This window comes from Acinetobacter sp. A1-4-2 (assembly GCF_040233925.1).
In the GTDB taxonomy this organism is placed as follows: domain Bacteria; phylum Pseudomonadota; class Gammaproteobacteria; order Pseudomonadales; family Moraxellaceae; genus Acinetobacter.
The window spans coordinates 538,421-564,341 of the sequence record NZ_CP157981.1 but is presented as its reverse complement, the minus strand read 5'-3'; the positions used below and the strand labels follow the sequence as shown (position 1 = coordinate 564,341).

Below are 25,921 nucleotides of genomic sequence, written 5' to 3'. Positions count from 1 at the left end.
ATGATTTCAGTCGTCCTCACTCACTACAATAAGGGTTTATTACTCAATAGAACGATCGATTCATTGCAACCCGAAGATGAAAATTTACATGAAATTATCGTGGTAGATGACTGTTCTACAGACCCAGAATGGCCGACTAATTATCAATACTTATTAGCCAATTATCCCAAAGTCAAAATTATCCAGAATACGGACAATAAAGGTCCTGCGGTTCGCCTAAATCAAGGTGCATTTGCTGCGACTGGTGATTATCTCTTTTTCATGGACTCTGACGATATCCTGGCTCCAAATCGCTTAAATATGTTTTTACATGAGATGCAAAAACAGCAGGCAGATTTATGCTATGCAGAAAAAGTAAAAATTCACGATTTAAATGAAATTCAAAAACATACTATTGGAACGTGGGAATCTAGCACGACTCCTCTAAACTATGTACTCGAAAATAATATTATGCAAATGTGTGTCATGTGTACACGTGAATTATTTTTAAAGTCTAAAGGCTGTAATGAAAATATATTTATTCAAGATGAATCGCTCGCCCTAAATTTAGCCAAATATTCTCAAAAAATTATTTCTAGCAATTTACATAGTGTTTTTGTTCTTTTAGATGAAACGGAAACCAAATCGGTTCGTGGAGAAAATCGTTTATCGCGCCACTTAGAGCAACAACACCACGATATGTTCTTTACAATTGATGACTTTATTCAAGATTATCCTGAAATAAATGAACAAGATAAAAAGTTATTAACCAAAAAAGCACTTTCAACATACTGGAAAAGTATTCGTCACACACCAAAGAGAAACTTTTCTGATTTTCTGATTTATTTAGCTGCGCGGATTAATCCTATTCAAACCTGGAATAAACATCACCAAAAGCTTACTACATATTTTAATCAATTAGATCATGTGCGTAAGATTAACAAAAGAGCGTAATTACGCTCTTTTGCCTAATTTCATTCGCAATTTCACTGCAAACAGCGAATCTTTACCGCTGATTTTAATACGCTGTAACTGCATAAAATCGGGCTGCTCTAAATCTATACCTTCTTTTGTGGTCACTGCATTGTGATAGCCTGCCTTTCGGACCAGCGCCACATCACGTGTAGAATAAATTCCAAAGGGATAAGCAAAGCTCGTCACTTCCTGCTGGATTAAGCTTTCCAATACCTGCTTGGATTGAGTTAATTCAGCCAAGCATTCTTCATCGCTTAGTTTCGCCATATTGGCATGAGTCAGCGTATGCGAACCAATTTCCACCAAACCTGAATTTGCTAAAAACTTTACTTGCTCATCATTCAGTTTTGGCTCACGCGCCAGTTCACCACTATTATGATGCGCTTTTTTATAGGTTGACCAATCTCGATCATGTCGGTCCACTACTACATAAATGGTCGCTTTAGCCTGATACTTTTCTAATATTGGGTAAGCATTTTCCAGATTATCCAGATAACCATCATCAAAGGTAATGGCCACGGTTTTTTCAGGGTGTCTACCCCAATTTTGTTGTAATTCTTGCATGGTGACAAAATGAAAGCCTTCTGCTTTCATCCATGCTACCTGCTTTTCAAATTCCGCCGGTTTTACCCGTAATTTATTAAACTTGGCACCATCAATATGGTCCCTGACCATGTGATACATCAGCACACGAGGTCGTTTCCAGTCTACCGCTGGTTTCCACCATGCATATTTATAACTAAACGCCATGACTAAGACCAACAGGAGAATAAAAATATAAATCACAAGAGCAACCTGATTATTTTGCTAAAAGATATGTTGCCACACGCTCTGCTTCTTTAAAAGCATGAGGTTCAGGTAACGCTTGAATTGAAGTACTCTCAGAAACCAAATGAGATTGAATAATGTGATCAATCGATTGGGTAATCCGATCTTCTTTTAATCGATCAATCCCAATCACTCCCACCTTACAACCGGCGGTTAAGGCCTCAAAAATCATGGAAACACTATCTTCCGTGACCCAAACTGCTTCTGCCTTTTGCATTTCCTCAAAGATCCAGCCTTGCGGGGTTTGTTCTACCGGAAAAATTTGCAAATACTGATTATAAGGTTGCTTAATTAAATGAGCCAGAAATTCGGATGGTGTACGACGTGAGGTAGTCAGAATAATTTTACCGTCAGGATGATTTTCTACGATCTGCTGAATTGCTGACAAAACTTTTGCTTCATTCCATTGATGACGTTTGGAAGAACCACCTAAAGCTATCAAGATCTGACTGGCTTGATGGCGCTGCTCATTAACAATCGGGTTTAAAGCCCCTTGAGTGGTAATAACATGCCTGGATTCAGGTACACCATCATGTTCAGGAATAATGGCATAATCAAACCAGCTGAAAGGAAAATTCGGTTTCATTAAAATAACCGTTTTCGCCTGAGGATATACTTTACCCAGTAGCAGAACCCGTGACTGGGTATGGCTGCCTACGCCAAAGATATAATCTGGCTTTTTTTCAAGCAGGGGCAATTGATGACTCAACATGCCTTTTAAAAGCGTGAAAATTGGCAATTGCTGAATGGCGATTTCCTGAAAAGTTACTTCGCTATTGCTTATACGCTGCATGGCCTTATACAAACCGACGGCTTGCGAACGGTGTCCCGCTTTAGCATCACTGACGTAGACAATATGCATGTTGTATTGTTTCCTTTTACACCATTAAGCAATAAAAAAGGCGAAACTTTCGTTCCGCCTCCTCATCTTAACCGATCAACTTATTTTACGTAAGTTAACCAGTGTGCATATTTAGGATCTTTACCCTGAACTGCATCAAAGAATGCTTTCTGAATTTTTGTCGTAATTGGACCACGACAGCCTTCGCCAATGATACGATCATCATATTCACGGATTGGAGTCACTTCAGCTGCAGTACCAGTGAAGAAGGCTTCATCACCGATATAGAATTCATCACGTGTGATGCGACGTTCAAATACTTCAATGCCCAAGTCTTTAGCAATGGTAATGATAGTTTGACGGGTAATACCGTCTAAAGCACCGCCAGCGATATCCGGTGTATGCAATGCACCATCTTTTACCAAGAATACGTTTTCGCCAGAACCTTGGCATACATAACCTTGCGGGTCCATCAACATTGCTTCGTCATAACCCGAATGTGCTACTTCCTGATGGGCAAGAATAGACAAGGTATAGTTACCTGAAGCCTTTGCCTTACACATGGTCACGTTTGGATGGTGATGGGTAAATGATGAAGTTTTTACGCGAATACCTTTCGCCATCGCTTCTTCACCCAGGTAAGCACCCCAGCCCCATGCTGCCACAGTGGCATGAATAGTATTATCCGTTGCAGCAATACCGAGTTTTTCCGAACCGATAAAGATAATTGGACGCAAATAGCATGAAGCTAATTTATTTTCGCGTACTACATCAATTTGAGCCTGCTCAAGTGCTGCATGATCAAATGGAACCTTCATTTGATAGATTTTTGCAGAGTTAAGCAAACGCTTGGTATGATCTTGGAGACGGAAAATCGCGGTACCATTTGGTGTTTCATAAGCACGGACACCCTCAAAGACACCCATACTGTAGTGTAATGTATGAGTTAGGACGTGGATTTTCGCCTCACGCCAGTCAACCATTTGTCCATCTTGCCAGATAAAACCATCACGATCAGCCAAATTCATGGCACACACTCCAAATTTTTATACACAGTCATTTCTATCCAACGCAAAAGCTGCAGTTGGATCAATTAATCTTTGCCATAACTTGCAAACGACCTCTCGGGTATCGTACCAGTCGTCAGCTGCAACTTGCATGGATTGATTTGCAAGGGCTAAACGGTGGCTCTCGGCTCGTTCACGGAGATAAGCTTGAATCAATGCTGTCGCGTCGGCGCTGGATAAGCGATCCGTTTTTGCGGCATCCTCAAGGATTCGTACGTTGTCGGAGTAATGGGCGAGATCAGGATTCGACCCACTCCATGCTAATACCGCATACTGTGCCATAAATTCGATATCAACGATACCACCTGCATCCTGTTTTAAGTGAAAAATCCCATCTTTTTGCTGCTCTTTGGAAGAGCCTAAATGGTCTTTCATTTTTTGACGCATTTTTAACACTTCTGCTCGAACATTCGCCTCATCCCGTGGCTGGGTCAAAATGCGGCAGCGTAAATCTTCAAACTTTTCTCGCAGTGAAGCTTCACCGGCAATGGATCGGGCACGAACCAGCGCCTGATGCTCCCATACCCAAGCACTTTTTAATTGATATTGTTCAAAGGCTTTGAGGCTGGTCACAAGTAAGCCAGCCTCACCCGATGGACGTAAGCGGGTATCAATTTCATAAACGCGCCCATCCAAAGTTTGTGTGGTCATCAGCGACATGAATTTCTGTGCCACGCGTATGGCAAACTCAAAACCGCTAATCGGTTTAATACCATCGGTATCACCCTGTTCACTCATATAATGAATAAATACCAGATCCAAATCCGAGCCATAACCCAGTTCAATGCCACCTAGTTTGCCATAGCCTGCGACCGCGAATGCCATATGATCGAGTGAACAGCGCTGCCCCTCTGCATCTAAAGGATAGCCATGCTTTTTAGCAGTAATTTGATAAGCCAGATTTAATGTCGCATTAACGGATACTTCTGCGATATCGGTTAATGCATCGGAGACTTTCATCAATGGGCTTTCTGCCAGAACATCACTGGCTGCCACAGCCAATACATTGGATTTCTTGAATAAACGCAGCACGCGCATCTGATCTTCAACCTGATCAATCTCAATGCGCAACAGTTGCTGGCGCAATGAATCTTCCAGATCCTTGCGTTTCGGCAATTCAAAATCCATCGATAAAAATTCGTCTAGCAGTACCGGATAATGGGTCAGTTCCTCACAAATCCATGGACTCACCGTGGCCATTTTCACCAGACGCTGCAGCGCACCCTTACTTTCAATCAACATTACCAGATACACGGTACGGCGCAGGACCGATTCGACCAAAGGCATCAAACGTAACAGTGCCACTTGCGGTTTATCAGACTGCAAAATCGCTTCAATCAGGTGTGGCCAAAACGTCTTTAAACGCTGTACGGCTTTGGCTGGCAATTTTTTCAGCGCATGCCCATTCCAGAATTCATGCACCAGATTTTTGGCATCTTCATCCAGCACTTCATTTAGCTGTTTCTCTAATTGAGTAAAGCTTTCAATTAACGGATCAGGTTCTTTTTCTTTAATCAAATGCTCAAACTGATAGATGACCTTGGCACGTTTTTGATTCAGCACTTCTAAAAATTGCTCCCAACTATCAAAACCCAGCGTTTCAATCATGCGATTTCTTAAATCAGGTTCATTGGGCAAGGATTGGGTCTGCTGGTCATTGAGTGCCTGAATGGCATGTTCAATCCGGCGCAAAAACAGATAGGCATCTTCCAGTTCAAGTACGGCATTTTGTTCAAGAAGCCCCACTTCACCCAAATGATGCAGGCTGACCAGACACTGGCGATCCTGTAATTCAAGTTTTGAGCCACCATAAATCAATTGAAAGACTTGAACGATGAATTCGACTTCACGAATCCCCCCTGCTCCAAGCTTGATATCATCTTCGATATTACGGCGTTGTACTTCGCGTTCAATCATCGCCTTCATTTCACGCATGGCTTCAAAGGCGGTGTAATCAACATATTTACGAAATACGAATGGACGGGTCATCTCCAGCAGTTCTGCACCTTCTTTACCACCAGTCACAATACGTGCCTTAATCCATGCATAGCGCTCCCATTCACGGCCATGCTGGCTTAAATATTTTTCCAGGGCAACATGGCTAATCGCCAAAGCTGAACCATCGCCCCAAGGACGCAGGCGCATATCAACACGGAATACAAATCCGTCTGCGGTAATATGATCAAGCAGATAAATCAGCTTTTGCCCCCACAAAATACAAAACTGCTGTACATCAATACATTTGCGACCATTGGTTTCGCCCTGTTCATCAAAACCGAAAATAAGATCAATATCACTTGAAAGGTTAAGCTCTTGTGCCCCGAGCTTGCCCATGGCGACCACGATTAAATCCTGCACCTCACCACCGTAGCCGATAGGCTCACCGTGCTTGGCCACCAATGGAGCACGGGCAAAATCTTTAGCCGCGCAAATAGCAGTATCGGCAAAATCGGAAAGCTCACGGGTCAGGGTTATCACATCCGTCAACCGGTTGGCATCCTGCCAAATCCAGCGGAACATCAAGCGCGCACGAAGCACACGAATAGCATGCATCCAGGTGCTTTCATCTGTAATCTGCTTTAGCGTGTCATGAACAATATTCTGGATTTGAATGGTGGTTAAAGGAAGGAGAAATTGATCAATTGCATAATCTTGTTCTAGTAGAGCGCTGTGTTTTCCCAACACCTGTTCTGCATATTGGCTCGCACGCAATGTGTTGTGCAATTGTTCCGCATTCATCTTAAAACCTTCAGCCTGATTTTTTTCTAGTTATAGCAGCTGAAAAGAAATAGTGGAAAAGAAAAATTGATTTTCTATACTTTTACTTTTTCAATTTTAGGCTGTTCCTGGGCTAAAGCCTGATGGGCACTGGTAGCTGCCGGTAAAATCACATTAAATGTCGTGCCTTCACCTTCTGTAGAATCTACAAAAATTTGCCCATGGTTCAAATCAATAAAACGCTTACACAAGACCAGGCCCAGACCAGTACCTTTTTCTCCTGCAGTCCCTTTAATACTGACCGTAACCGACTGCTGGAACAGCTGATCCATTTGTGCCCGACTCATCCCCAGACCGGTATCCCGTACAGAAATATGCACCCCTGCTTCGGACTCATTTGCCTGAATGATGACGCGCCCCGTACCATCAGTCGGGGTGAATTTCAAAGCATTGGAAACCAAGTTCTGTATCACTGAAGTAATCATGTTGATATCGGCATAAACCTTGATGCCTTCTTCAATCTGGTCAATTAACTGAATATTTTTCTTTACCGCCAAACTATGTAATACGTCACAAACAATCTTGCTTGACTGTTTTAATTCAAAATTAATGGGATGATAAATGAAACGTCCGCCTTCAGCCATTGCCCAGTTCAGCAGGCTTTCCAGCAGGTTATAAGTCGATTGTGCCGTATCATACAAATATTCAGCAATATTCTGTATGCTGGATTCATCCAGTGTTTCACGCTCTTGCGCCAGCACTTCTGAAAAACCGAGCAAACCATGAAATGGAGCTCTCAAGTCATGGGCAATAATCTGGAAAAACTTGGTTTTACTGAAATTGAGCGCCTCTTGCTGCTCGTACATTTCCTTCAGTTCAGCATGATCTGCCTTCAGTTCAATCATATGAATCAGACTGTTGGTCAAGTCACTGACATTTGTAATACTTTCAGGATGAAACGGTTTTTTCTGCTGATCAAAAAAAAGCGCCTGACCAATTGAAGTACCGTTACTTAAACGCAAATCAAAAGCCAGATAACGCTTAGCCTCTACGCCGAATTGACTCACATGCTGCACCAGATTCGGATATTGACTATGCTGATGATCAATAAAAGGATGCTCTTCAAAATAAGAACTTAAACCGGTTTCATCAGGCGAGCAAAAAGCCTTAAAACCATGATTGGAGGAATACCAGATATAAGGCTCATGATGAAAAGCCTGTACCGCCTGTTCAGCACCAAGCATGTTGCGGGAAAACCTTAAAAAACGCTCAAGCTGATTCGTTGCTGTAAAAACGCCTAACAATAGTGAGATTTTACATGCACTAAGCTGCTCAGTTTCCGAGCCTATTTCAAGCAACTGCATTTTCATATTTGATTCATCCAATCACTATTATTTGTTGTTTTAAAGAAATAATTATCATGTTTCATCTTATTAACAAAGTTTCATATCGAAGACAATGAATAAAGACAAACAGTGACAATTTATACCCAATGTTTACTCTAGTTTTCACCTTGGCATCAAAAGCAGATCACAATTCTATTCAAACAATAAAAAACCAATCTATTATTAATCACTTATATTGTTTGAATATATCCCGAGGGTCGGACTCGAAGCGAAAATCTAAAGCTATCCTTAGTCAACATTTGACTACAATAGCATGGTTTCCAGTTTTCATCGGGACAGTCCGATGATTAAGTGTTTAGCTCATCATCCATTTGTTTAAACACAGCACAATTGATCAGCTCATCATTCAATTGTTCAGGCATACTCTATGTTACAGAAATCATATACAGTAAATTGCCATATTGCTTGCACATCAATTAAAAAATCATCTTTTTAGCCTTGCTGTTTTTTTGAGTCTCCCTCTCAACGCATTTCCTGTCCCTCTAAGACTGTCCTATTCAAATACTACTGCTCAGAACAGCTATTCATTTATTTAACTTCTTCTTTTACATCAGATCTGTAACCCATTTTCGATGACAATAATGATCATGATTGTTGCCAGCACACTTTTCAGCGCAGTCATGAATAACAATAATAAATGCTTATCTCCCCCAAATAATTGTCCAATCAATCTAAGAAAAATTTACCTCTTCTTCCCTGCTAGATAATTTATTTCCATGATACCCAACATGTCCTAAGTAATTAGTTTATAAATCGGCAAAAAATCGCCCGCCGGTTTTTTTTATGCAGGAGGTATTCATACAAATAAGTTATTGATAATAATAAATTATATAACTTATTAAGCAAGATTCTCTACTTATATGACCAAATACGGGGAATTGCCACATGAGAGACCGGAAGCCTCACCCCAATTCGAAAAATAACTAAATTTCACGTAGAATAGGGGGATTGGTGAACAACACTGATGTATACAAATTTTCAGCCAAAGACCAATATGCAAGATATTGCTGTTCGGCTGAGGTGCAAATAAGCGCCAATACTTTTAATGTTTTATTTAAGCAAACCGGTTCGCAGAACTGAGCCAAAAGCTCGGTACTGACAAACTCAATCTAAAGCAAGGGGCTATATATGGCTGGTGGAAAGTCAAAAATCATTTACACATTGACCGACGAGGCGCCACTATTGGCGACCTACTCCCTGCTGCCGATCATTGAAACCTTTACCAAGCCAGCTGGTGTAGAGATTGTTAAAAAAGACATCTCTGTAGCCGTACGTGTGCTTGCAGAATTTACGGACTTCCTCAGCGATGAGCAGAAAGTACCGAATACCCTGGCAGAGCTTGGCAATCTCACACAAGACCCAGACACTAATATCATTAAACTCCCAAATATTAGTGCGTCAGTTGGCCAGTTGATAGCTTGTATCAAGGAACTTCAATCGAAAGGCTACGCTCTTCCTGACTATCCGGAAAACCCGGTGACTGAGGAAGAAAAAGCAATTAAAACACGTTACAGCAAATGCCTCGGTTCTGCTGTAAACCCGGTTCTGCGTGAAGGTAACTCTGACCGTCGCGCGCCGACTGCTGTAAAAAATTATGCGAAAAAACACCCTCACTCAATGAGCGAGTGGAAACAATGGTCACAAACTCACGTTTCACACATGGATGAAGGCGACTTCTACCACGGTGAAAAATCAATGACACTTGACCGTGCACGCAATGTAAAAATGGAACTCATCACCAAGTCTGGTGAAAGCATTGTTCTCAAGCCGAAACTTGCTTTGCTTGATGGTGAAATCATTGACTCAATGTTCATGAGCAAGAAAGCGCTTTGCGATTTCTATGAAAAAGAACTTGAAGATTGCCGTGAAGCAGGCATTTTGTTCTCTTTACACGTTAAAGCAACCATGATGAAAGTTTCACACCCGATTGTATTCGGTCACTGTGTGAAAATTTACTACAAAGATGCATTTGAAAAACACGGTAAACTGTTCGACGAATTAGGCATTAACGTAAACAACGGTATGGCTAATCTTTACGAAAAGATTGAAACCCTACCAGAGTCACAGCGTGACGAAATCATCCGTGACCTGCACGCGTGTCAAGAACACCGCCCAGCACTAGCGATGGTTGATTCAGCTAAAGGCATCACCAACTTCCATTCTCCTAACGACATCATCGTAGATGCTTCTATGCCTGCAATGATCCGTGCCGGTGGTAAAATGTGGGGTGCTGATGGTAAACAGTATGATGCTAAAGCAGTCATGCCTGAATCTACATTCGCACGTATTTACCAGGAAATGATCAATTTCTGTAAATGGAATGGTAACTTCGACCCACGTACCATGGGTACTGTGCCAAACGTTGGTTTGATGGCACAAAAAGCTGAAGAATACGGTTCACACGACAAGACATTCGAAATTCCTGAAGCAGGTATTGCGAACATCACTGACCTTGAAACAGGTGAAGTGTTGATGTCACAAAATGTGGAAGAAGGCGATATCTGGCGTATGTGTCAGGTGAAAGACGCACCGATCCGTGACTGGGTGAAACTTGCAGTAACTCGTGCACGTAACTCTGGCATGCCTGCAATCTTCTGGCTTGACCCGTACCGTCCACATGAAAATGAACTGATCAAGAAAGTACAAAAATACTTGAAAGATCACGACACAACTGGTTTAGACATTCACATCATGTCTCAAGTTCGTGCAATGCGTTACACACTTGAACGTGTTGCTCGCGGTCTGGATACCATTTCTGTAACAGGTAACATTCTTCGTGACTACCTCACAGACTTGTTCCCAATCATGGAACTGGGTACTTCTGCAAAAATGTTGTCTATCGTACCGTTAATGGCCGGTGGTGGCATGTACGAAACTGGGGCTGGTGGTTCTGCACCTAAACACGTACAACAACTTGTAGAAGAAAACCACTTGCGTTGGGATTCTTTAGGTGAGTTCTTGGCACTTGCAGTGTCATTAGAGGAAATGGGCATTAAAGAAAACAATGCTCGTGCGAAACTTCTTGCTAAAACTTTAGATAAAGCAACTGGTATCTTGCTGGACAACGACAAGTCTCCTTCACGCCGTACAGGTGAACTAGATAACCGTGGCAGCCACTTCTACCTGGCTAAATTCTGGGCTGAAGAGCTTGCTACACAAGACGAAGATGCTGAACTTAAAGCGAAGTTTGCTCCTCTTGCGAAAGCACTTGCTGAAAACGAAGACAAGATCGTTGCTGAACTTGCAGAAGTACAAGGTAAGGCTGTAGACATCGGTGGTTACTTCGCTCTTGATCAAGAGAAAGTAAATGCAGTAATGCGTCCAAGTGCTACATTTAATGCTGCTCTTGCTTCAATCTAAGCTTTTCCAAAACTGACGAAAGTTAGTGATGTAAAAAACCGGCGTCTAGGCGCCGGTTTTTTATTTCGATATCATTAGCAAAACAAATACATGAATGAAATGATCTTTTATATCCCTGTAGAATATTTATTAATTTTTTCCATTTCCAAGAAATTCTTAGCAGCCTCTGGTCTTAAGTAATGCCATAGGACGAACATTGAGATCATGAAAAAGATCATGAAAAAAAAGAACATAAGATAATTCAGATCATTAGATACAGTAGAACCTTCCTCTTTATAAGCAAATCTAAGATACGTAACAACAAGATATGGCGTTGAACCAAAAATATTAATCAAAAAATATAAAATAGTTCCCAAATATCCATACCACTTTATTCTTTTTAGCGTGTATTTTGTCTTTAACTTATAATTATTACTTTCCTTATCTTTTTCTAAATAATCTTTCCCAAGTTTGTATAGCCTTACTGCCTTGTCTTTATCCCGACAGGATAAAATGTACTTAAGTAAATCTATATCTTTATTTTTTATATTTAAGTAATTCGCTAATTTAGAAACCTTTAAATGATATTGCAACTCATCAGAAAACTCTAACAAAGTGTCACCCACTAAGAGTTTTTCCTGTTCATTAATTTACTCATTCCTTTTTCTTCGCCTATGTTCACTAAATTCCCTCAAACCAGTAATTACCCCTGATTTAGCGATAAAGTAAATACTCGCAACCACAACAATTAGAAAAATAATTACGCATGTAAATTCTAATCCATAAGCACTTTCTAGTATTTTTAATGCAAACTGATTTAGATTTAATTCTGCATTTAAATTTGCCGACATATTTCCCCTTTTCTATTCATTAATACTTTGTTAAATCAAACAACAATTTTTCAAATTTTTTATATAAAGTTCAAAATATATAATGCATATCCACGATACATCAAATCAATTTATTTTTATCAGGCAATAAAAAACCCCAAGACTTAATATGCTTGGGGTTCTTCAAAATCTTGGTCCCGAGGGTCGGACTCGAACCGACACGTCATCTCTGACAGCGGATTTTGAGTCCGCCGCGTCTACCAATTTCACCACCTCGGGAAAGGTGCTGCAAGCTGATCAGCTTGTGGTGGCTATATTACTCTCAAACTTGGAATTGTCAATTATATAGCTTAACCGATCGCTCAATTTTAAATCAAAATCAAAAACTTTGTTTTAAAAAACATCAGATAGCATCTGTTTTGTGCTTTTCCAGCCTATAATGCGGATGTTTTTCTTATTTCAATACATTGAAGATGCAACTTTCTGACTTTAACTTTGATCTCCCTGACGAGCTGATTGCCCGTTATCCACTTGAAACCCGTAGTGCTTCACGCCTTTTGCATCTTGATGCTCAAGGTCAATATCATGACCATCAATTTACAGATATTCTCGATTTACTGAATGAAGGTGATTTGCTGGTTTTAAATGACACCAAGGTCATGAAAGCACGTCTGAAAGGTAAACGTGCCACTGGGGGTGCGGTTGAAGTTTTAGTGGAACGCATGCTGGACAAGTTCATTGCGCATTGCCATATTAAAGCCAGCAATTCACCCAAAGAAGGCGCAGAACTGTTCATTGGTCCAGATGAAGTAAAAGTGACGGTAAAAGGTCGCCATGAAAACCTGTTCATTGTCGAGTTTTCTCAGCCCATCTTAAATGTTCTAGATCTATATGGTGCTTTGCCGATTCCTCCTTATTTCAACCGTGAAGCAGAATCAATCGATACTGAGCGTTATCAGACCGTTTTTAATGACCCAACTAAACTGGCTAGTGTGGCTGCCCCGACTGCCAGCCTGCATTTTGACGAAGCTTTGTTGAAAAAACTGGAAGAAAAAGGCATCCAGAAAACCTTTGTGACCTTGCATGTCGGTGCAGGAACCTTCCTTCCGGTACGCACTAACGATATTGAAAACCATATCATGCACAGTGAATGGTGTGATGTGTCTGATGAATCTATGGCACTGATCAAAGCCACCAAAGCGCGTGGCAATAAAGTCATTGCTGTCGGTACAACTGCAACCCGTGCCACTGAAAGCGCTGCACAGGCCAATGGCGGTGAGTTAAAAGGCTGGACGGGTGATACCCAAATCTTCATTTACCCGGGTTACCAGTTTAAAGTGGTTGATCGTCTGATTACCAACTTCCATCTTCCTGAATCAACGTTATTGATGCTGGTTTCGGCATTGTCGAATCGTGATAATATTTTAGCTGCCTATCATCATGCGGTAGAAGCCAAATACCGTTTCTTCAGTTATGGCGATGCCATGCTGGTTGATAAAATCATACCTTAATTATTGTTGATAATAAGAAGTACGCCATGCCGCTCGATGCTGTTAAATATTCGATTCATATTCGACGTAAAAAAAATGAACGGGTTTTTAATAATATTGCGCGGCTTTGGGAGATTGCCCGCCAGGCTCAGACGCATCAGGATATTTTAGATGCCCTGCATCCCTGGAATGCCCCGATCGTGCTCAAGTTTGAAAATGTCCTCCCGCTACTTCTGGCAGCAGCAGGACTGTTTTTTATCCTGCTGATTTTTATCCATCCCGGTAATATCTGGATTCAGATCAGTCTGATCAGCGGTTTTTTTATGATTTTCTGGGCTTATATTAGTTATGAAGAAAGCAAGCCCATTGATGAAGTCATCGAATATCTGGAACAGCAAAGTATTGCTAAAAAATACAATCTTGCCTTCCAGCAACAACCGCAACATTTTTCTGTTCCCCTGCAACCGGTTTTATTTATTGCCCATTTAAAGCGTTTATTTCCGGTCTTTAATCAGGGCAGCATTTCCAATGACTTTCCTTATTACGCCAGCACCCAATGGACCGATGATGAAGGCAAACAGCATCAGGTGATGGTATTTCAATATCATTATGTCAATGAAATCCGGATTCGTAATAAAGACGGCAATGAAGTACAGGTGAGTGAAGTACACAAAGATTTATGGGGTGTATTTGTTTTTGATGTGGAAGTACACGGTGTGGCAGTCACTACGGCCAACAAGGAGTTTTATTATCCTTACAGTTTTCCGTGGCATACCAGTGATATTCAAGTCAATCAGAAACTGAATATTTTTGGCAGCGATGAAATGCAGATGGCGAAACTGCTTACGCCGGCATTTGTGCTGAGACTGGATGAATTTTTTGCTCAGCGTCAAGGCGATTTAATTTTCCATCCCGACAGCCATATCTTATGTTTTTTAGGAACGGCCGATTTATTTCATATTTCAAGCCGGGCAAAAAATATTCACGATATTTCTGCATTACGTGGACACTTGCGTACTTTTAAACTACCGTATCTGGAAAGTTTACAGCGTGATTTAACGCAGTTTTTAAAATAACAATCTTGTAAATGTTTGGGGACAAATAAATGGGGTTATTGATTTTTTTATTGTTGACTATTGCCGTGATTGTAGCCTGTATCATGATTCGCAATAATATTGTGCGTCATCACAATGCTTCTATTCGTTCCTGGTCAGATGTGGCAACTTATGAGCGTCAGAAGATTAAAGTTCTGGATGGCTTGCAACCTTTGGTTGAACAATATTCCAATTTTGAACAAGGTACTTTGGAAAAAGTAACCGAACTGCGGCAGAATATTTTAAATCTCAATTTAAACAATGCTGATGTTGCCCAGTTGCAACGCGTTGAAAGCCTGAACAAGGAATTGATGCAGAGTCTGAATGTCGTGGTAGAAAACTATCCCGAGCTGAAAGCCAATGAAATTTATCTAAAAATGATGAATGAAATTGAAGAACAGAATGAAAATGTCGGGGCAGCCATTACCATTTTTAACCGCAATGTTGAACTGTTTAATAACAATATTCAGATTTTTCCCAATAACATCGTCAATACCCTGTCACTCGGTAAAAAAGCCATTCGCCCCTTCCGCGATCTGGCAGCTACACAGAGTTTTGACTATCGACCGAATTTTTAAGTCATTGATATTAGAATAAATGAAAACATCGGCATGCAGAAAAGTATCTTTTCTGTATGCCCATCCGCAAGGCAAGCAGAGCAACTCTTTTAGCTTATTTTCTTCAGCAAAAAAGAATCGCGTTAAAATTCGACAACACTGGCGTTTATGTGCGTAATCAAGGAAAATAGCGGACTTTTGGCGGCGAACTGTTTTTTCGCTCTTGCACTGCAACCAAAGCAGTGCTTTGCTCTCGTCCAGGATATTTTATGAAGTTTGAAAAATTAGGTCAGTCGGGCCGTGCCCGTCGTGGTCGTTTAACGCTGGAACACGGCGTGGTGGAAACACCGGTGTTCATGCCTGTCGGTACCTACGGTACAGTCAAAGGCATGCTCCCACGTGATGTAGAAGATATTAAAGCCCAGATTATTTTAGGTAACACCTTCCATCTCTATTTGCGTCCCGGCCTGGATGTGATTCGTGAACATGGCGGTTTGCACGAGTTCATGAAATGGAACAAACCGATTTTAACCGATTCAGGCGGCTTCCAGGTTTTCAGCCTGGGTGCGATGCGTAAGATTAAAGAAGAAGGTGTAACCTTCCGTTCGCCAATTGATGGTTCAAAAGTCTTTTTATCACCTGAAATTTCAATGGATATTCAACATACATTGAATTCAGACATCGTGATGATTTTTGACGAATGTACACCTTATCCGGCTACACGTGAAGAAGCACAGAAATCTTTGCAGCTTTCACTGCGCTGGGCAAAACGCTGTAAAACCCATCACCATGATGTATTAAAAAATAAAAATGCCCTGTTCGGTATTATTCAGGGCGGTATGTATGAAGACCTGCGTGATGAATCGCTGGCAGGCTTAAAAGAAATCGACTTTGATGGCTTTGCCATTGGCGGTCTTTCTGTCGGTGAACCGAAAGAGGAAATGATCAAGATTCTGGATCATCTGCCACCGAAAATGCCGGAAGACAAGCCACGTTACCTGATGGGTGTCGGCAAGCCTGAAGATATCGTGGAAGGCATCCGCCGTGGTGTGGATATGTTTGACTGTGTCATGCCAACCCGTAATGCACGTAATGGTCATTATTTTGTGACAGACGGTCTGGTGCGGATTCGTAATGCCAAATATCGTCATGACCAAAGTCCACTCGATCCAGACTGTGACTGCTATACCTGCCAAAACTTCACCCGTGCTTATCTGTTCCATCTGGAAAAATGCGGTGAAATGCTTGGTTCCATGCTGGGTACTATTCATAACCTGCGTTATTACCAAAGGTTTACACAAGACATCCGTGATGCGTTAGATAATGGTACTTTTGATGAATATGTACAGGATTTTTATGCGCGTCGTGGTCTAGAAGTCCCTCCTTGTCCTGAAGATTAATCTTTCAGTATTTGCGCTGAAGAAAAAGACAAGGTAAATTGCTGAACAAGTTATCTTATTTATCATCATATTGTTGATATACATTTTTTAGTTTAGGAAATTGAAATGAGCCTTTTTATTTCTACTGCTCACGCAGCAGGTGAAGCTGCACAACAACCAAGTTTGGTAACCAACCTTTTGATGATTGCGGTATTTGTCGCAATTTTCTATTTCCTGATCTGGCGTCCTCAAGCGAAACGCGCGAAAGAACACCGTACCTTGGTTGAAAGCCTGGGTGTAGGTAGCGAAGTAGTTTTTGCAGGTGGCCTGATGGGCAAAATCACTAAAATTGAAGGCGATTTTGCAGTGGTTGAACTCAGCCGTGGCGTAGAAGTAAAAATTCAGCGCGCAAGTGTGATTTCAGTTCTTCCTGAAGGCACATTAAATAATCTCTAATCAAAATTAGTCGTGCCCTAGCACGACTTTTTCATTTTAAGAAGAAAACAGATGCGTTACCCAGCATGGAAATATCTGCTGATCCTTGTGGTTTTGATGATCAGCACATTATACGCGCTGCCTAGTTTGTACCCCGATGAACCTGCTGTTCAAATTTCCGGTGCCAAAGCCGGCACCCAAATTGACCAGAGCATCGTACAAAAAGCAGAGCAATTATTACAAAGTGAAAAAATTTCAAGCCATGACAACAGCTTTAGCAATAATGCTGCCCTTTTACGTCTCGACTCCTCTGAAGCACAGTTAAAAGCCAAAGAAGTATTGCGTCGCGGATTGGGTGATAATTATGTTGTTGCCTTGAACCTTGCCCCAACCACACCTGAATGGCTTCAAAAAATTGGTGCCAAGCCAATGAAACTGGGTCTGGATTTACGTGGTGGTGTGCACTTCCTGCTTGAAGTGGATATGGACAAGGCTATCAGTCAGCGTATGGAAACATCGGCGACTGATCTGCGTCGTCAATTGCGTGACAACAAGCTAAAATTCAACAGCCTGTCACTGAATAACAATACCATTACCGTTCAGTTTGCCAATAACGGTGACCGTGAAGCCGTGATGGATTTCTTGCGTCGTAATGGCAATGAATTCAACCAACAAGCAATTGCCTCTGAGTCCGGTTCAACTTTACGTCTGAACTATACCGACGTGCGCAAGCAGGAAATTCAGTCTTATGCCGTTAACCAGAACTTAACCACTTTACGTAACCGTATTAATGAGTTAGGTGTAGCGGAAGCATTGGTTCAAACTCAAGGCAGCAACCGTATTGTGGTTGAACTTCCGGGTGTTCAGGACACTGCTGAAGCGAAACGCGTCTTGGGCCGTACAGCCAACCTGGAATTCCGTCTGGTTTCCGATTTGAATGACCAGTACATCGATCCGTATACCGGCAAGTCTACAGCTCAGGCCCTACCTCCGGGTACTGAAGCTTTTGCTTATGAATCGTTGGATAGTGGTCGTGAATTATTATTGAACCGTAACCGCATTCTGACCGGTGAACGTGTTCAGAATGCCTCTAGCGGCTTTAGCCAGGATACTGGCGGTGCTGAAGTAAACATTACTTTGGATAGTGCTGGCGGTAAGCTGATGGCAGATGCCACCCGTAATGCGGTTGGTAAACGCATGGCGGTATTGTTCATCGAGAACAAGCAGAAGATCAGCTATGTTCCAGATCCTGTGACGGGTGCGCAAACTGAAGTCCGTACCCCTTATGCTGAGTCAGTCATCATTAATGCTGCAACCATTCAGGCGGTATTGGGTTCCCAGTTCCGTATTACCGGTCTGGATTCACCACAGGAAGCGGCTGAACTTGCCTTGATGCTTCGTGCCGGTGCACTGGCTGCGCCGATGTATTTCGTTGAAGAACGTGTGGTTGGTCCGAGCCTGGGTCAGGAAAATATTGACAAAGGTGTGTTATCGACTCAAATCGGCTTCCTTCTTGTGGCGATCTGGATGGTGGTGTTCTTCCGTCTGTTCGGTGTAATTGCCAACTTTGCACTGGTATTTAACCTGGCTATGATCCTGACTGTGATGTCATGGATTGGCGCTTCCCTCACCCTTCCGGGTATTGCCGGTATCGTAATTACCATTGGTATGGCGGTCGATGCCAACGTACTAATCTGTGAGCGAATACGGGAAGAAATGAAATGGGGGGCCTCGCCCAAACAGGCGATTGTCGCCGGTTATGATCGGGCCTATAACACCATTTTTGACTCGAACTTAACCACCTTCCTGGTTGCGTTCATTCTGTTTGCCATTGGTACAGGTCCGATCAAGGGCTTCGCGGTGACATTAATGATCGGTATTGTCTGCTCGATGTTTACAGCCATTACGGTGACACGTGCCATCGTACAGCTTATTTATGGCAAAAAACGTAACTTGAAAAAGTTGAGCATTTAGGAGATCGAAGATGACTGATATGACTCAACCGAAAAAGAAATACGGTCGCCCGGATGATGAGCGCATCATTGACTTTATGAAGATTGCCAAACCTGCGGCAATCATCTCTATTCTTTTAACTTTGGCCAGTATTTTCTTTATTGTCACCAAAGGTCTAAACCTCGGTCTGGACTTTACTGGCGGTGTATCTGCTGAGCTGAACTATAAACAACCGGCCAATCAGGTCGAAGTTATTCAGGCTTTGAACCAGGCGGGCTTTAAGGATGCTGTGGTACAAACCCTCGGCAGTAACAAAGACCTTCTGGTTCGTATGCCTGTTCAGAACATTGAAGTAGAAGATCTGAATAACGCCATCACCAAAGCAGCACAATTACCGAATAACCCTGCTGAGGTCCACAAAGTGGATTCTGTCGGTGGACAGGTCGGTAACGAGCTGTATATTCGTTCGGCAGGTGCTGTAGCCTTGGCATTACTGCTCATGCTGGTTTACGTGACCATTCGTTTTGAATTCAAGCTGGCGGTAGGTGCGGTGCTTTCGTTATTCCATGACATCATTGTCACCATTGGTATTTTTGCCATGATGCAATGGCCGTTTGATTTAACCGTACTGGCAGCTATTCTTGCGCTGTTAGGTTTCTCGTTAAACGATAACATTGTGGTATCCGACCGTATCCGTGAAAATTTTCGCAAGATTCGCGGTGCCTCGCCAGTTGAAATCGTCAATATCGCGTTGACTGAAACCTTACGTCGGACCATCCACACCTCCATGACTTTATTGCTGGTCGTTGTCGCGATGATGTTCCTGGGCGGTGAAGGTCTGCACTGGTTCTCGATTGCGATGTTTATTGGTGTATTTGTCGGTACCTATTCTTCAATTTATATTGGTACTGCATTTGCCTTATGGCGTGGCCTGAACCGTCAGGACTTTATTGTACAGGTGAAACCTGAATTTGATGAGGAACAGGAAATTCCAAAGTAATTTCTGTGCTTTCTTTAAATTCGATAAAAAAGCCCATCATGTGATGGGCTTCTTTATGCAGGTCAAAAATATAAAATGCTGTACGAGATCTGAAATTTTATCAGTATGAATGCACAAGCTTATAGTTTTGCAAGATCACCTTTTAAGGCTACACCGGCAACCGCAGTTCCTTTGGCACATTGATAAGTGGTGGTACTGCGGGTTTCGTTTGCTTTATAGTAGCTCACAATATTGGTGACAGCATTGGCACCCTTTGCCTTGGCAGTGTTCTGGAACTGGATTAAAGCGGAACGTAAAACATGATCGCATGAACTTTCAGCAGACTTGGCAAAACCATTGGTTTTTTTATTGCTCACTAAACCTTTTTGAATGACTTTTCCACCCGCACGTGTACCCGCCAAGTAAAACTTAACCGAACCGTCCAGTGTACCGTCAGCAACTGCGCGACTCACCGCTTCCTGGAAGTTGAAGTCATGCATTTGATCTGCAGCTTGAGCTGAAACGATTCCACCCAAACACAATGCAGCTGTAAGTGTTAATTTCTTCATCAACATGATGTATACCCTCTAATTGTTGTTAGACACGTTTAAAAATCAGGGAGGTATTAATTCCTCCAAAAGCAAAATTGTTACTCATAACTATGTCGGCATGCATATTTCTTGACTGTTTGATGATGTAATCCAGATCGCCACAGGCCGCATCAATTTCATCCAGATTTAATGTCGGTATAAACTGGCTACGCTGCATCATCTCGATACTGAGCCAGGCTTCAATTGCTCCACAAGCCCCCAAAGTATGGCCAAAATAGCTTTTTAAAGAGCTGATCGGTTTTTTGCCCAGTACGCGAGCCGTGGCCTGGGTTTCAGCAATATCGCCCTGATCGGTGGAGGTTCCATGCGCATTGACATAGTCCACCTGGTCTGCTGCAATTTGCGCATCTGACAGAGCCAACTGGATACAGCGTCCCATCATTTCAGCATCTGGACGGGTGACATGCTGACCATCGGTATTGCTGCCGTAACCGATGATTTCTGCATAAATTTTGGCGCCGCGTGCTTGGGCATGTTGATATTCTTCCAGAATTAAACAGCCTGCGCCTTCACCGACCACCAGACCATCACGTTTGCTATCAAATGGACGCGGGGTTTTTTCCGGATGCTCATTTTGACTACTGGTGGCCATCAACACATCAAATACCGCGGAACCTGCGGCACTGAGTTCCTCGGCACCACCTGCCAGCATTACAGTCTGCTTGCCATATTTAATGGCTTCATAGGCCTGACCAATCGCCATGGAACCTGAGGTACAGGCACTGGATGTCGGTAAGGTTAAACCTTTCAAGCCAAAATAAACGGTCATGTTGACGGCACTGGTATGCGACATCATGCGGATATACGTGGTGGCATTGAGTTTGTTCATGTTGTTATCAATCAACATGCTGCCAAACTCGCCAATTGCATCGACACTGCCAGCAGATGAACCGAAGGCCACACCAGTTTGACCACTACTTAAAACCGGGTCATTTAACAGACCGGCATCTTCCAAGGCTTTTTCAGCACAGACCGTTGACATCAGGGCCACCCGACCCATGCCGCGGGTCACTTTACGGTTAAAATGCTTGGGAATGGTATAGGATTCGACCGGACCACCCAGTTTGCTGCGCAAGTCGGTATACACCTCCCAGTCCGGCATATAGCGAATACCGCTTTTGCCCTGTTCAAATTGTGCAAATACCTGATCTGCGGTTTCACCTAAAGAGGTGATTCCAGCCATGCCCGTCACTACAACACGTTTCATCAAATCAAGCCCCCATTGACCGAAATCACCTGTCGGGTGATATAACTGGCATCATCACTGCATAAAAATTTCACTACTTTGGCGACTTCATCAACCTGCCCCATACGTTGTAAGGGAATCATTTTCAGGGCATGTTCTTTCACTTCTTCAGTGACCATTTCGGTTTCAATTAAACCCGGTGCCACACAGTTCACGGTAATCTTGCGTTTCGCCAGTTCCAGTGCCAAAGCCTTGGTCGCGCCAATCAGGCCGGCTTTGGCGGCACTGTAATTGACCTGTCCCCGATTACCCATCAAACCTGAAACCGAAGATAAAGTCACAATGCGACCGCCCTGTTTCAAACGAATCATCGGCATCACCAGAGGCTTCAGTACATTGTAAAAACCGTCCAGTGAGGTCGAAACCACCTCATCCCAATCGCTGTCGGTTAAGGCCGGAAATGCCGCGTCACGGGTTAAGCCTGCGTTCAATACCACACCATAAAATGCGCCATGCTCGGCAACATCCTGTTCCAGCAATTGCAGCACTTTTTCACGTTCATTTACATCAAATAACAGTGCATGGCTGGCTTGGCCTAAAGCATGGATTTCTTCGACCACCTGTTCGGCTTCTTGTTGTCTGGAGCGCGCATGGACGGTGACATCAAATCCTGCCTGTGCCAGTTGCAAGGCAATGGCTTTACCAATTCCACGGCTTGAGCCTGTTACTAAAATTCGTCTACTCACACTGTATCCTTAAGTTCTTCTTTCATTTCTGGCGGCTCAAATACACTCAACATGGCACTAAAGCGATGTTCCCGGTATTCAATTTCACATTGAAACTGCCCCAGCCCCTCATGTAAATAACCTTGTTCCGCTTTAATCCTGACGGTTTCACCTAAAGCAAAATAAGGCACAGGCAACTGCATTTTACGCGTGCCCAATAAAAAACCAATTTTAGGCGGCAAACCTGACATTTTTCCTTTATGCCCGGCATAAGCACTAATGGTCTGTGCCATCAGTTCAATACTGCTCCAGGTCGGCAAGCCTTCCGCTTCACAAAACATCAATTCGGGACGAATCACCAGTTCGGCAATGGCAAAATTGTCACTGGCTTCAATCAGATGATCGATAAACACCATCGGCTGTTCATGCGGGATAAACTGTATTGCATCCATCATTTCAATTTTGTTCCAAAAATTAGGCTGATATTGCTGCCGCCAAAGGCAAAAGAATTACTCATGACATATTCTATCGGTTGTTGCAACTGCGCATTCAGCACATAGTTGGCTTCATCCAGTTCCGGATCGATACTGCCTGAATGATGCAGCGGCAACCAGGACTGATCGGCTAACACCTGCTGGCAAATTACGGCTTCAATAGCTCCAGCGGCTCCCAGACAATGCCCGGTTTTATGTTTGCTGCTGCTGATCGGTACTTCATATTGCTGGAATACCGTCTGTACCGCTTTAATTTCCATGGCATCATTTTGCGGCGTTGCCGTTCCGTGCATATTTAAATAGCCAATCTCACTGGCGCTAATGCCGGCCATATCCAGCGCCTTTTGCATGGCTTCGGCAGCCCCTTTGCCTTCCGGATGCGGTGCAGAAATATGCCAGGCATCCATCGACTCACCGGCGGACATCAGCATCACAGGGGCGCTTTCTTTGGACAATAAAAACAGTCCCGCCGCTTCGCCAATATTGATGCCGTCACGCTGTGCACCACAGGGCTGACACAGATCATTGGACAGGCTTTCCAGACTATAAAAACCATTCAGAGTCAACCGGCACAAGGTATCAACACCACCGACCAGCACCGCATCTGCCAGACTGGCATTAATCAATCGCTGTCCTGCCGCCATGGCTTTGGCACTGGAAGAACAGGCCGTGGAAATGGTGTATGCCGGACCTTCCCAGCCAAGATGCATCTGTAGACCTTTGGCCAGACTACCCATTTCCTGTTTATAGTGATTAATTTCAATTTTGCTGTGATGGTTAAAATACTGTTTCAGCAATATTTCATTGTCAGCAATGCCGGAGGTCGATGTGCCCAGAATAATTGCCAGACGTTTGCGATCAAACTGCGCAGTATAATCTCGGATTTCGCTTTCAATCGAGCTTAACGCCGTTAAGGCAAAACGTAGATTACGCGAATCAACATCCTGCAAAAATGCGGGAACAGTTTCGATTAAAGGCTGCTGATAGGCGCCTACCCAGACCTGTTTTTCCGGAATAAATCCTGAACGAAGGCTCAAGGTATTTTGCTGCGTGGTCAGCGCCTGTCTGATCTGTTCAGCGGTATTTCCGAGTGCAGATAGACCGGCACTCAACTGAATGCCGACTGCAGGATATTGTGTGATTTTATCGCCCATGCTCATCCCCCTTATTCAGTGCTTTGCACATCTGAGTTTTCCCCCTCTGTGCTGGTCAGGCCTTCGCTGATAGGACTGATGACCATCTGGTACGGTACCTGCAGATTGTTCAGCTCAATGGCCCCGTCCTGCTGTTGAATATTCAGCACATGCTGCTGATTGATCCATACTTTCCAGGTCTGAGCCGAAGTTTCAATGCGGACATTCTGCTGCAAGCGGGCAAAATCCGGATAGGTGGCATAGAGAATGTCGCGCACCACAAATTCAAATGGCAACAGCTTCATTGGTGCAATGCGCTGTTCGACATCAACCTTGCGGCCATCAAAACTGAGCTTGAATAACTGCTGCCCTGTCAGGGTCAAAGCCAGCATTTCCAGCTTTTGACCTTGTTGTTGCTGATACAGTAAAAAGCTGAAACTGTGTTCTTTCCATTGAATTTCTAACTGATCCTGACGCTGGTAGTTTTGTGCAGTCCAGGCAGCCGTTGTCAGACCTGGTGCTTGAGGCAGCATGGACTGGCAGCCACCGCATAGCAGGACTGCACCGAGCAAAATCCCCGTCCATTTCAGTTTCATTCTAGGCACCGTTCATCTCGACGTGTTGTAACTGCGGATCACGGCAATATTCTGCCAGCGTGCTTAAACGCTTTTTGGCATTTTTATAAATTGGATTGTTGCTGTCCCAGGCATAGCCGGCCAGTAAGGAAGAGACCATGCGGCGGATTTTGTCATCCTGATTTTTCGAGAACACCACATCCTGAAATTCACCGCTGTACCATGATTCCACATAGGCACGGAACACCTGAATACCGGCACGTAGCGGTTTTTCATATTGCTCCGTCCAGTCGACCGGCTGTCCTTGCAGCTGCTGATCAACCAGTGGAATGGCCAGACTGGCAGATTTCAGGGCAATGGTCACACCGGAAGAAAATACCGGGTCGAGGAATTCACCGGCATTACCCAATAAAGCATAGTTACGCTTGGCCAGATGTTTGACATCGGCAGAGTAGCCCACCAGGGTACGCACCGGCATGTCAAATTTGACATTGCGCAGCACATGCGACAGGCTTTCTTCATCTGCCAGAATCCGCGGCAACAAGGCATTCAGATCATAATCGGCACTGCCATCAAAGCCATAGCGTTCAAAGAAATCCTGCTCGGCTACGACCCCGAAAGAGGAACGGCCATCAGCAAATGGAATCAGCCAGTACCAGGCACGTGGGTCTTTGGCATGTACCGTAATCAGGATTCTTTCCCGGTCAAATTCCGGGTCATCCAGAATGCCATCTTCAATATGAGTAAACACGGCACGACGTACCGGAAAATCGGATGGGCTTTCCAGATCGAGGAATTTCGGTAAAATCCGGCCAAAACCGCTAGCATCGAGCAAAAATTTGCCCTGAATCTGATACACATTTTGCTGTTCATCTTTGACCGTTAAAATCGGATGTTCGGGCTGAACATTGACATCAATCACTTCATGGCCGAAACGGATGTCGGCACCGTATTTTTCTGCCTGCTGTGCCAGTAAATGGTCAAAATTGGCACGGCGCACTTGCCATGTGGTGCCGGGACCATCGCTAAATTTCTCGCGGAAATCATAAAAACTGCGCTGCTGCCCCTTTAAAAAAGCCGCGCCATTTTTAAACTGGAAGGCAAACTGTTCGACATGCTCACGCACCGTATCCAGCAATCCGGCTTCCTCTAGAAACACCATCGATTGCGGCAGTAATGATTCGCCAATGGAAAAGCGTGGAAAATGCTGTTTTTCGATGATCGTGACCTGATAGCCTTTCTGGCGCAGTAATGCTGCTGCCGAACTCCCCGATGGCCCTGCGCCAATAATCAATACATCTGTGTGTTGCATGGTGCTCATTGCACT

Annotated in this window: 23 protein-coding genes and 1 tRNA gene; 9 read left to right on the top strand and 15 right to left on the bottom strand. The window is 43.5% G+C overall.

Annotation, left to right across the window (positions count from 1 at the left end; all coding sequences use genetic code 11):
• Complete coding sequence (locus ABJ384_RS02745; RefSeq protein WP_086197537.1) at positions 1 to 933, top strand: glycosyltransferase family 2 protein; 933 nt, start codon at positions 1 to 3, stop codon at positions 931 to 933.
• Here ABJ384_RS02745 and ABJ384_RS02740 read toward each other — a convergent pair whose 3' ends face one another.
• From ABJ384_RS02740 to ABJ384_RS02720, 5 genes are all read right to left on the bottom strand, one after another.
• Positions 934 to 1,740 (bottom strand): polysaccharide deacetylase family protein, encoded by an 807-nt coding sequence (locus ABJ384_RS02740; protein WP_349928732.1) that lies wholly within the window; start codon positions 1,738 to 1,740, stop codon positions 934 to 936.
• Between the two features lie 13 nt (positions 1,741 to 1,753).
• Positions 1,754 to 2,644 carry an ELM1/GtrOC1 family putative glycosyltransferase gene (locus ABJ384_RS02735; protein WP_349928730.1) on the bottom strand — a complete coding sequence of 297 codons (891 nt, stop codon included), beginning with the start codon at positions 2,642 to 2,644 and terminating at the stop codon, positions 1,754 to 1,756.
• An 80-nt stretch (positions 2,645 to 2,724) separates the two neighbouring features.
• The gene (locus ABJ384_RS02730; protein ID WP_166171246.1) at positions 2,725 to 3,651 is read right to left on the bottom strand and encodes a branched-chain amino acid transaminase; all 927 of its coding nucleotides are present in this window, start codon (positions 3,649 to 3,651) and stop codon (positions 2,725 to 2,727) included.
• Between the two features lie 18 nt (positions 3,652 to 3,669).
• Complete coding sequence (gene glnE, locus ABJ384_RS02725; RefSeq protein ID WP_349928728.1) at positions 3,670 to 6,429, bottom strand: bifunctional [glutamate--ammonia ligase]-adenylyl-L-tyrosine phosphorylase/[glutamate--ammonia-ligase] adenylyltransferase; 2,760 nt, start codon at positions 6,427 to 6,429, stop codon at positions 3,670 to 3,672.
• 74 nt (positions 6,430 to 6,503) lie between these two features.
• Positions 6,504 to 7,778, bottom strand: a complete 1,275-nt coding sequence (locus tag ABJ384_RS02720) for a HAMP domain-containing sensor histidine kinase (protein ID WP_349928727.1) — start codon at positions 7,776 to 7,778, stop codon at positions 6,504 to 6,506.
• Positions 7,779 to 8,942: 1,164 nt separating this feature from the next.
• Between ABJ384_RS02720 and ABJ384_RS02715 the strand changes: the two genes are divergently transcribed.
• The gene (locus ABJ384_RS02715; protein WP_349928725.1) at positions 8,943 to 11,174 is read left to right on the top strand and encodes an NADP-dependent isocitrate dehydrogenase; all 2,232 of its coding nucleotides are present in this window, start codon (positions 8,943 to 8,945) and stop codon (positions 11,172 to 11,174) included.
• Positions 11,175 to 11,281: 107 nt separating this feature from the next.
• On the opposite strand, the gene ABJ384_RS02710 is transcribed toward ABJ384_RS02715, so the two are convergent.
• The 3 genes from ABJ384_RS02710 to ABJ384_RS02700 form a co-directional block, all read right to left on the bottom strand.
• The gene (locus ABJ384_RS02710) at positions 11,282 to 11,779 is read right to left on the bottom strand and encodes a hypothetical protein (RefSeq protein ID WP_349928723.1); all 498 of its coding nucleotides are present in this window, start codon (positions 11,777 to 11,779) and stop codon (positions 11,282 to 11,284) included.
• A gap of 24 nt (positions 11,780 to 11,803) precedes the next feature.
• Complete coding sequence (locus ABJ384_RS02705; protein WP_349928721.1) at positions 11,804 to 12,004, bottom strand: hypothetical protein; 201 nt, start codon at positions 12,002 to 12,004, stop codon at positions 11,804 to 11,806.
• Positions 12,005 to 12,175: 171 nt separating this feature from the next.
• Positions 12,176 to 12,262: transfer RNA gene (locus ABJ384_RS02700), tRNA-Leu, on the bottom strand.
• A 194-nt stretch (positions 12,263 to 12,456) separates the two neighbouring features.
• Here ABJ384_RS02700 and queA point away from each other — a divergent pair.
• From queA to secF, 7 genes are all read left to right on the top strand, one after another.
• Positions 12,457 to 13,494: a tRNA preQ1(34) S-adenosylmethionine ribosyltransferase-isomerase QueA gene (queA, locus tag ABJ384_RS02695; protein ID WP_180042747.1), complete on the top strand. Its 1,038-nt coding sequence runs from the start codon at positions 12,457 to 12,459 to the stop codon at positions 13,492 to 13,494.
• A 26-nt stretch (positions 13,495 to 13,520) separates the two neighbouring features.
• The gene (locus tag ABJ384_RS02690; RefSeq protein ID WP_180042748.1) at positions 13,521 to 14,549 is read left to right on the top strand and encodes a hypothetical protein; all 1,029 of its coding nucleotides are present in this window, start codon (positions 13,521 to 13,523) and stop codon (positions 14,547 to 14,549) included.
• A 29-nt stretch (positions 14,550 to 14,578) separates the two neighbouring features.
• On the top strand, positions 14,579 to 15,145 hold the full coding sequence (locus tag ABJ384_RS02685; protein ID WP_180042749.1) for a LemA family protein: 567 nt from the start codon (positions 14,579 to 14,581) through the stop codon (positions 15,143 to 15,145).
• Between the two features lie 248 nt (positions 15,146 to 15,393).
• Positions 15,394 to 16,524, top strand: coding sequence for a tRNA guanosine(34) transglycosylase Tgt (gene tgt / locus ABJ384_RS02680; RefSeq protein WP_180042750.1), 1,131 nt, complete (start codon positions 15,394 to 15,396; stop codon positions 16,522 to 16,524).
• A 105-nt stretch (positions 16,525 to 16,629) separates the two neighbouring features.
• A complete protein-coding gene (gene yajC, locus ABJ384_RS02675) occupies positions 16,630 to 16,959 on the top strand; it encodes a preprotein translocase subunit YajC (RefSeq protein ID WP_086195837.1) in 330 nt (109 codons plus the stop codon).
• A 51-nt stretch (positions 16,960 to 17,010) separates the two neighbouring features.
• Positions 17,011 to 18,912 (top strand): protein translocase subunit SecD, encoded by a 1,902-nt coding sequence (secD, locus tag ABJ384_RS02670; protein ID WP_180042752.1) that lies wholly within the window; start codon positions 17,011 to 17,013, stop codon positions 18,910 to 18,912.
• 10 nt (positions 18,913 to 18,922) lie between these two features.
• Positions 18,923 to 19,891: a protein translocase subunit SecF gene (gene secF / locus ABJ384_RS02665; protein WP_180042753.1), complete on the top strand. Its 969-nt coding sequence runs from the start codon at positions 18,923 to 18,925 to the stop codon at positions 19,889 to 19,891.
• A 119-nt stretch (positions 19,892 to 20,010) separates the two neighbouring features.
• Here secF and ABJ384_RS02660 read toward each other — a convergent pair whose 3' ends face one another.
• Genes ABJ384_RS02660 through ABJ384_RS02630 form a run of 7 tightly spaced genes read right to left on the bottom strand, consistent with a single transcriptional unit; the run spans position 20,011 to position 25,915 of the window.
• Positions 20,011 to 20,445: an excinuclease gene (locus ABJ384_RS02660; RefSeq protein WP_180042754.1), complete on the bottom strand. Its 435-nt coding sequence runs from the start codon at positions 20,443 to 20,445 to the stop codon at positions 20,011 to 20,013.
• A 22-nt stretch (positions 20,446 to 20,467) separates the two neighbouring features.
• Positions 20,468 to 21,688 (bottom strand): beta-ketoacyl-ACP synthase, encoded by a 1,221-nt coding sequence (locus ABJ384_RS02655; protein WP_180042755.1) that lies wholly within the window; start codon positions 21,686 to 21,688, stop codon positions 20,468 to 20,470.
• The gene (locus ABJ384_RS02650) at positions 21,688 to 22,413 is read right to left on the bottom strand and encodes a 3-ketoacyl-ACP reductase FabG2 (protein ID WP_180042756.1); all 726 of its coding nucleotides are present in this window, start codon (positions 22,411 to 22,413) and stop codon (positions 21,688 to 21,690) included. Before ABJ384_RS02650 ends, ABJ384_RS02655 begins: the two co-directional genes overlap by 1 nt.
• Positions 22,410 to 22,847 carry a 3-hydroxylacyl-ACP dehydratase gene (locus ABJ384_RS02645; RefSeq protein WP_180042757.1) on the bottom strand — a complete coding sequence of 146 codons (438 nt, stop codon included), beginning with the start codon at positions 22,845 to 22,847 and terminating at the stop codon, positions 22,410 to 22,412. Before ABJ384_RS02645 ends, ABJ384_RS02650 begins: the two co-directional genes overlap by 4 nt.
• A complete protein-coding gene (locus ABJ384_RS02640; protein ID WP_349928717.1) occupies positions 22,844 to 24,040 on the bottom strand; it encodes a beta-ketoacyl-[acyl-carrier-protein] synthase family protein in 1,197 nt (398 codons plus the stop codon). The genes ABJ384_RS02645 and ABJ384_RS02640 overlap by 4 nt, the downstream gene beginning before the upstream one ends.
• Before the next feature lie 11 nt (positions 24,041 to 24,051).
• Complete coding sequence (locus ABJ384_RS02635; RefSeq protein ID WP_086195844.1) at positions 24,052 to 24,615, bottom strand: DUF3261 domain-containing protein; 564 nt, start codon at positions 24,613 to 24,615, stop codon at positions 24,052 to 24,054.
• 1 nt (position 24,616) lies between these two features.
• Positions 24,617 to 25,915: an NAD(P)/FAD-dependent oxidoreductase gene (locus ABJ384_RS02630; protein ID WP_349928715.1), complete on the bottom strand. Its 1,299-nt coding sequence runs from the start codon at positions 25,913 to 25,915 to the stop codon at positions 24,617 to 24,619.
• Positions 25,916 to 25,921: the final 6 nt, after the last annotated feature.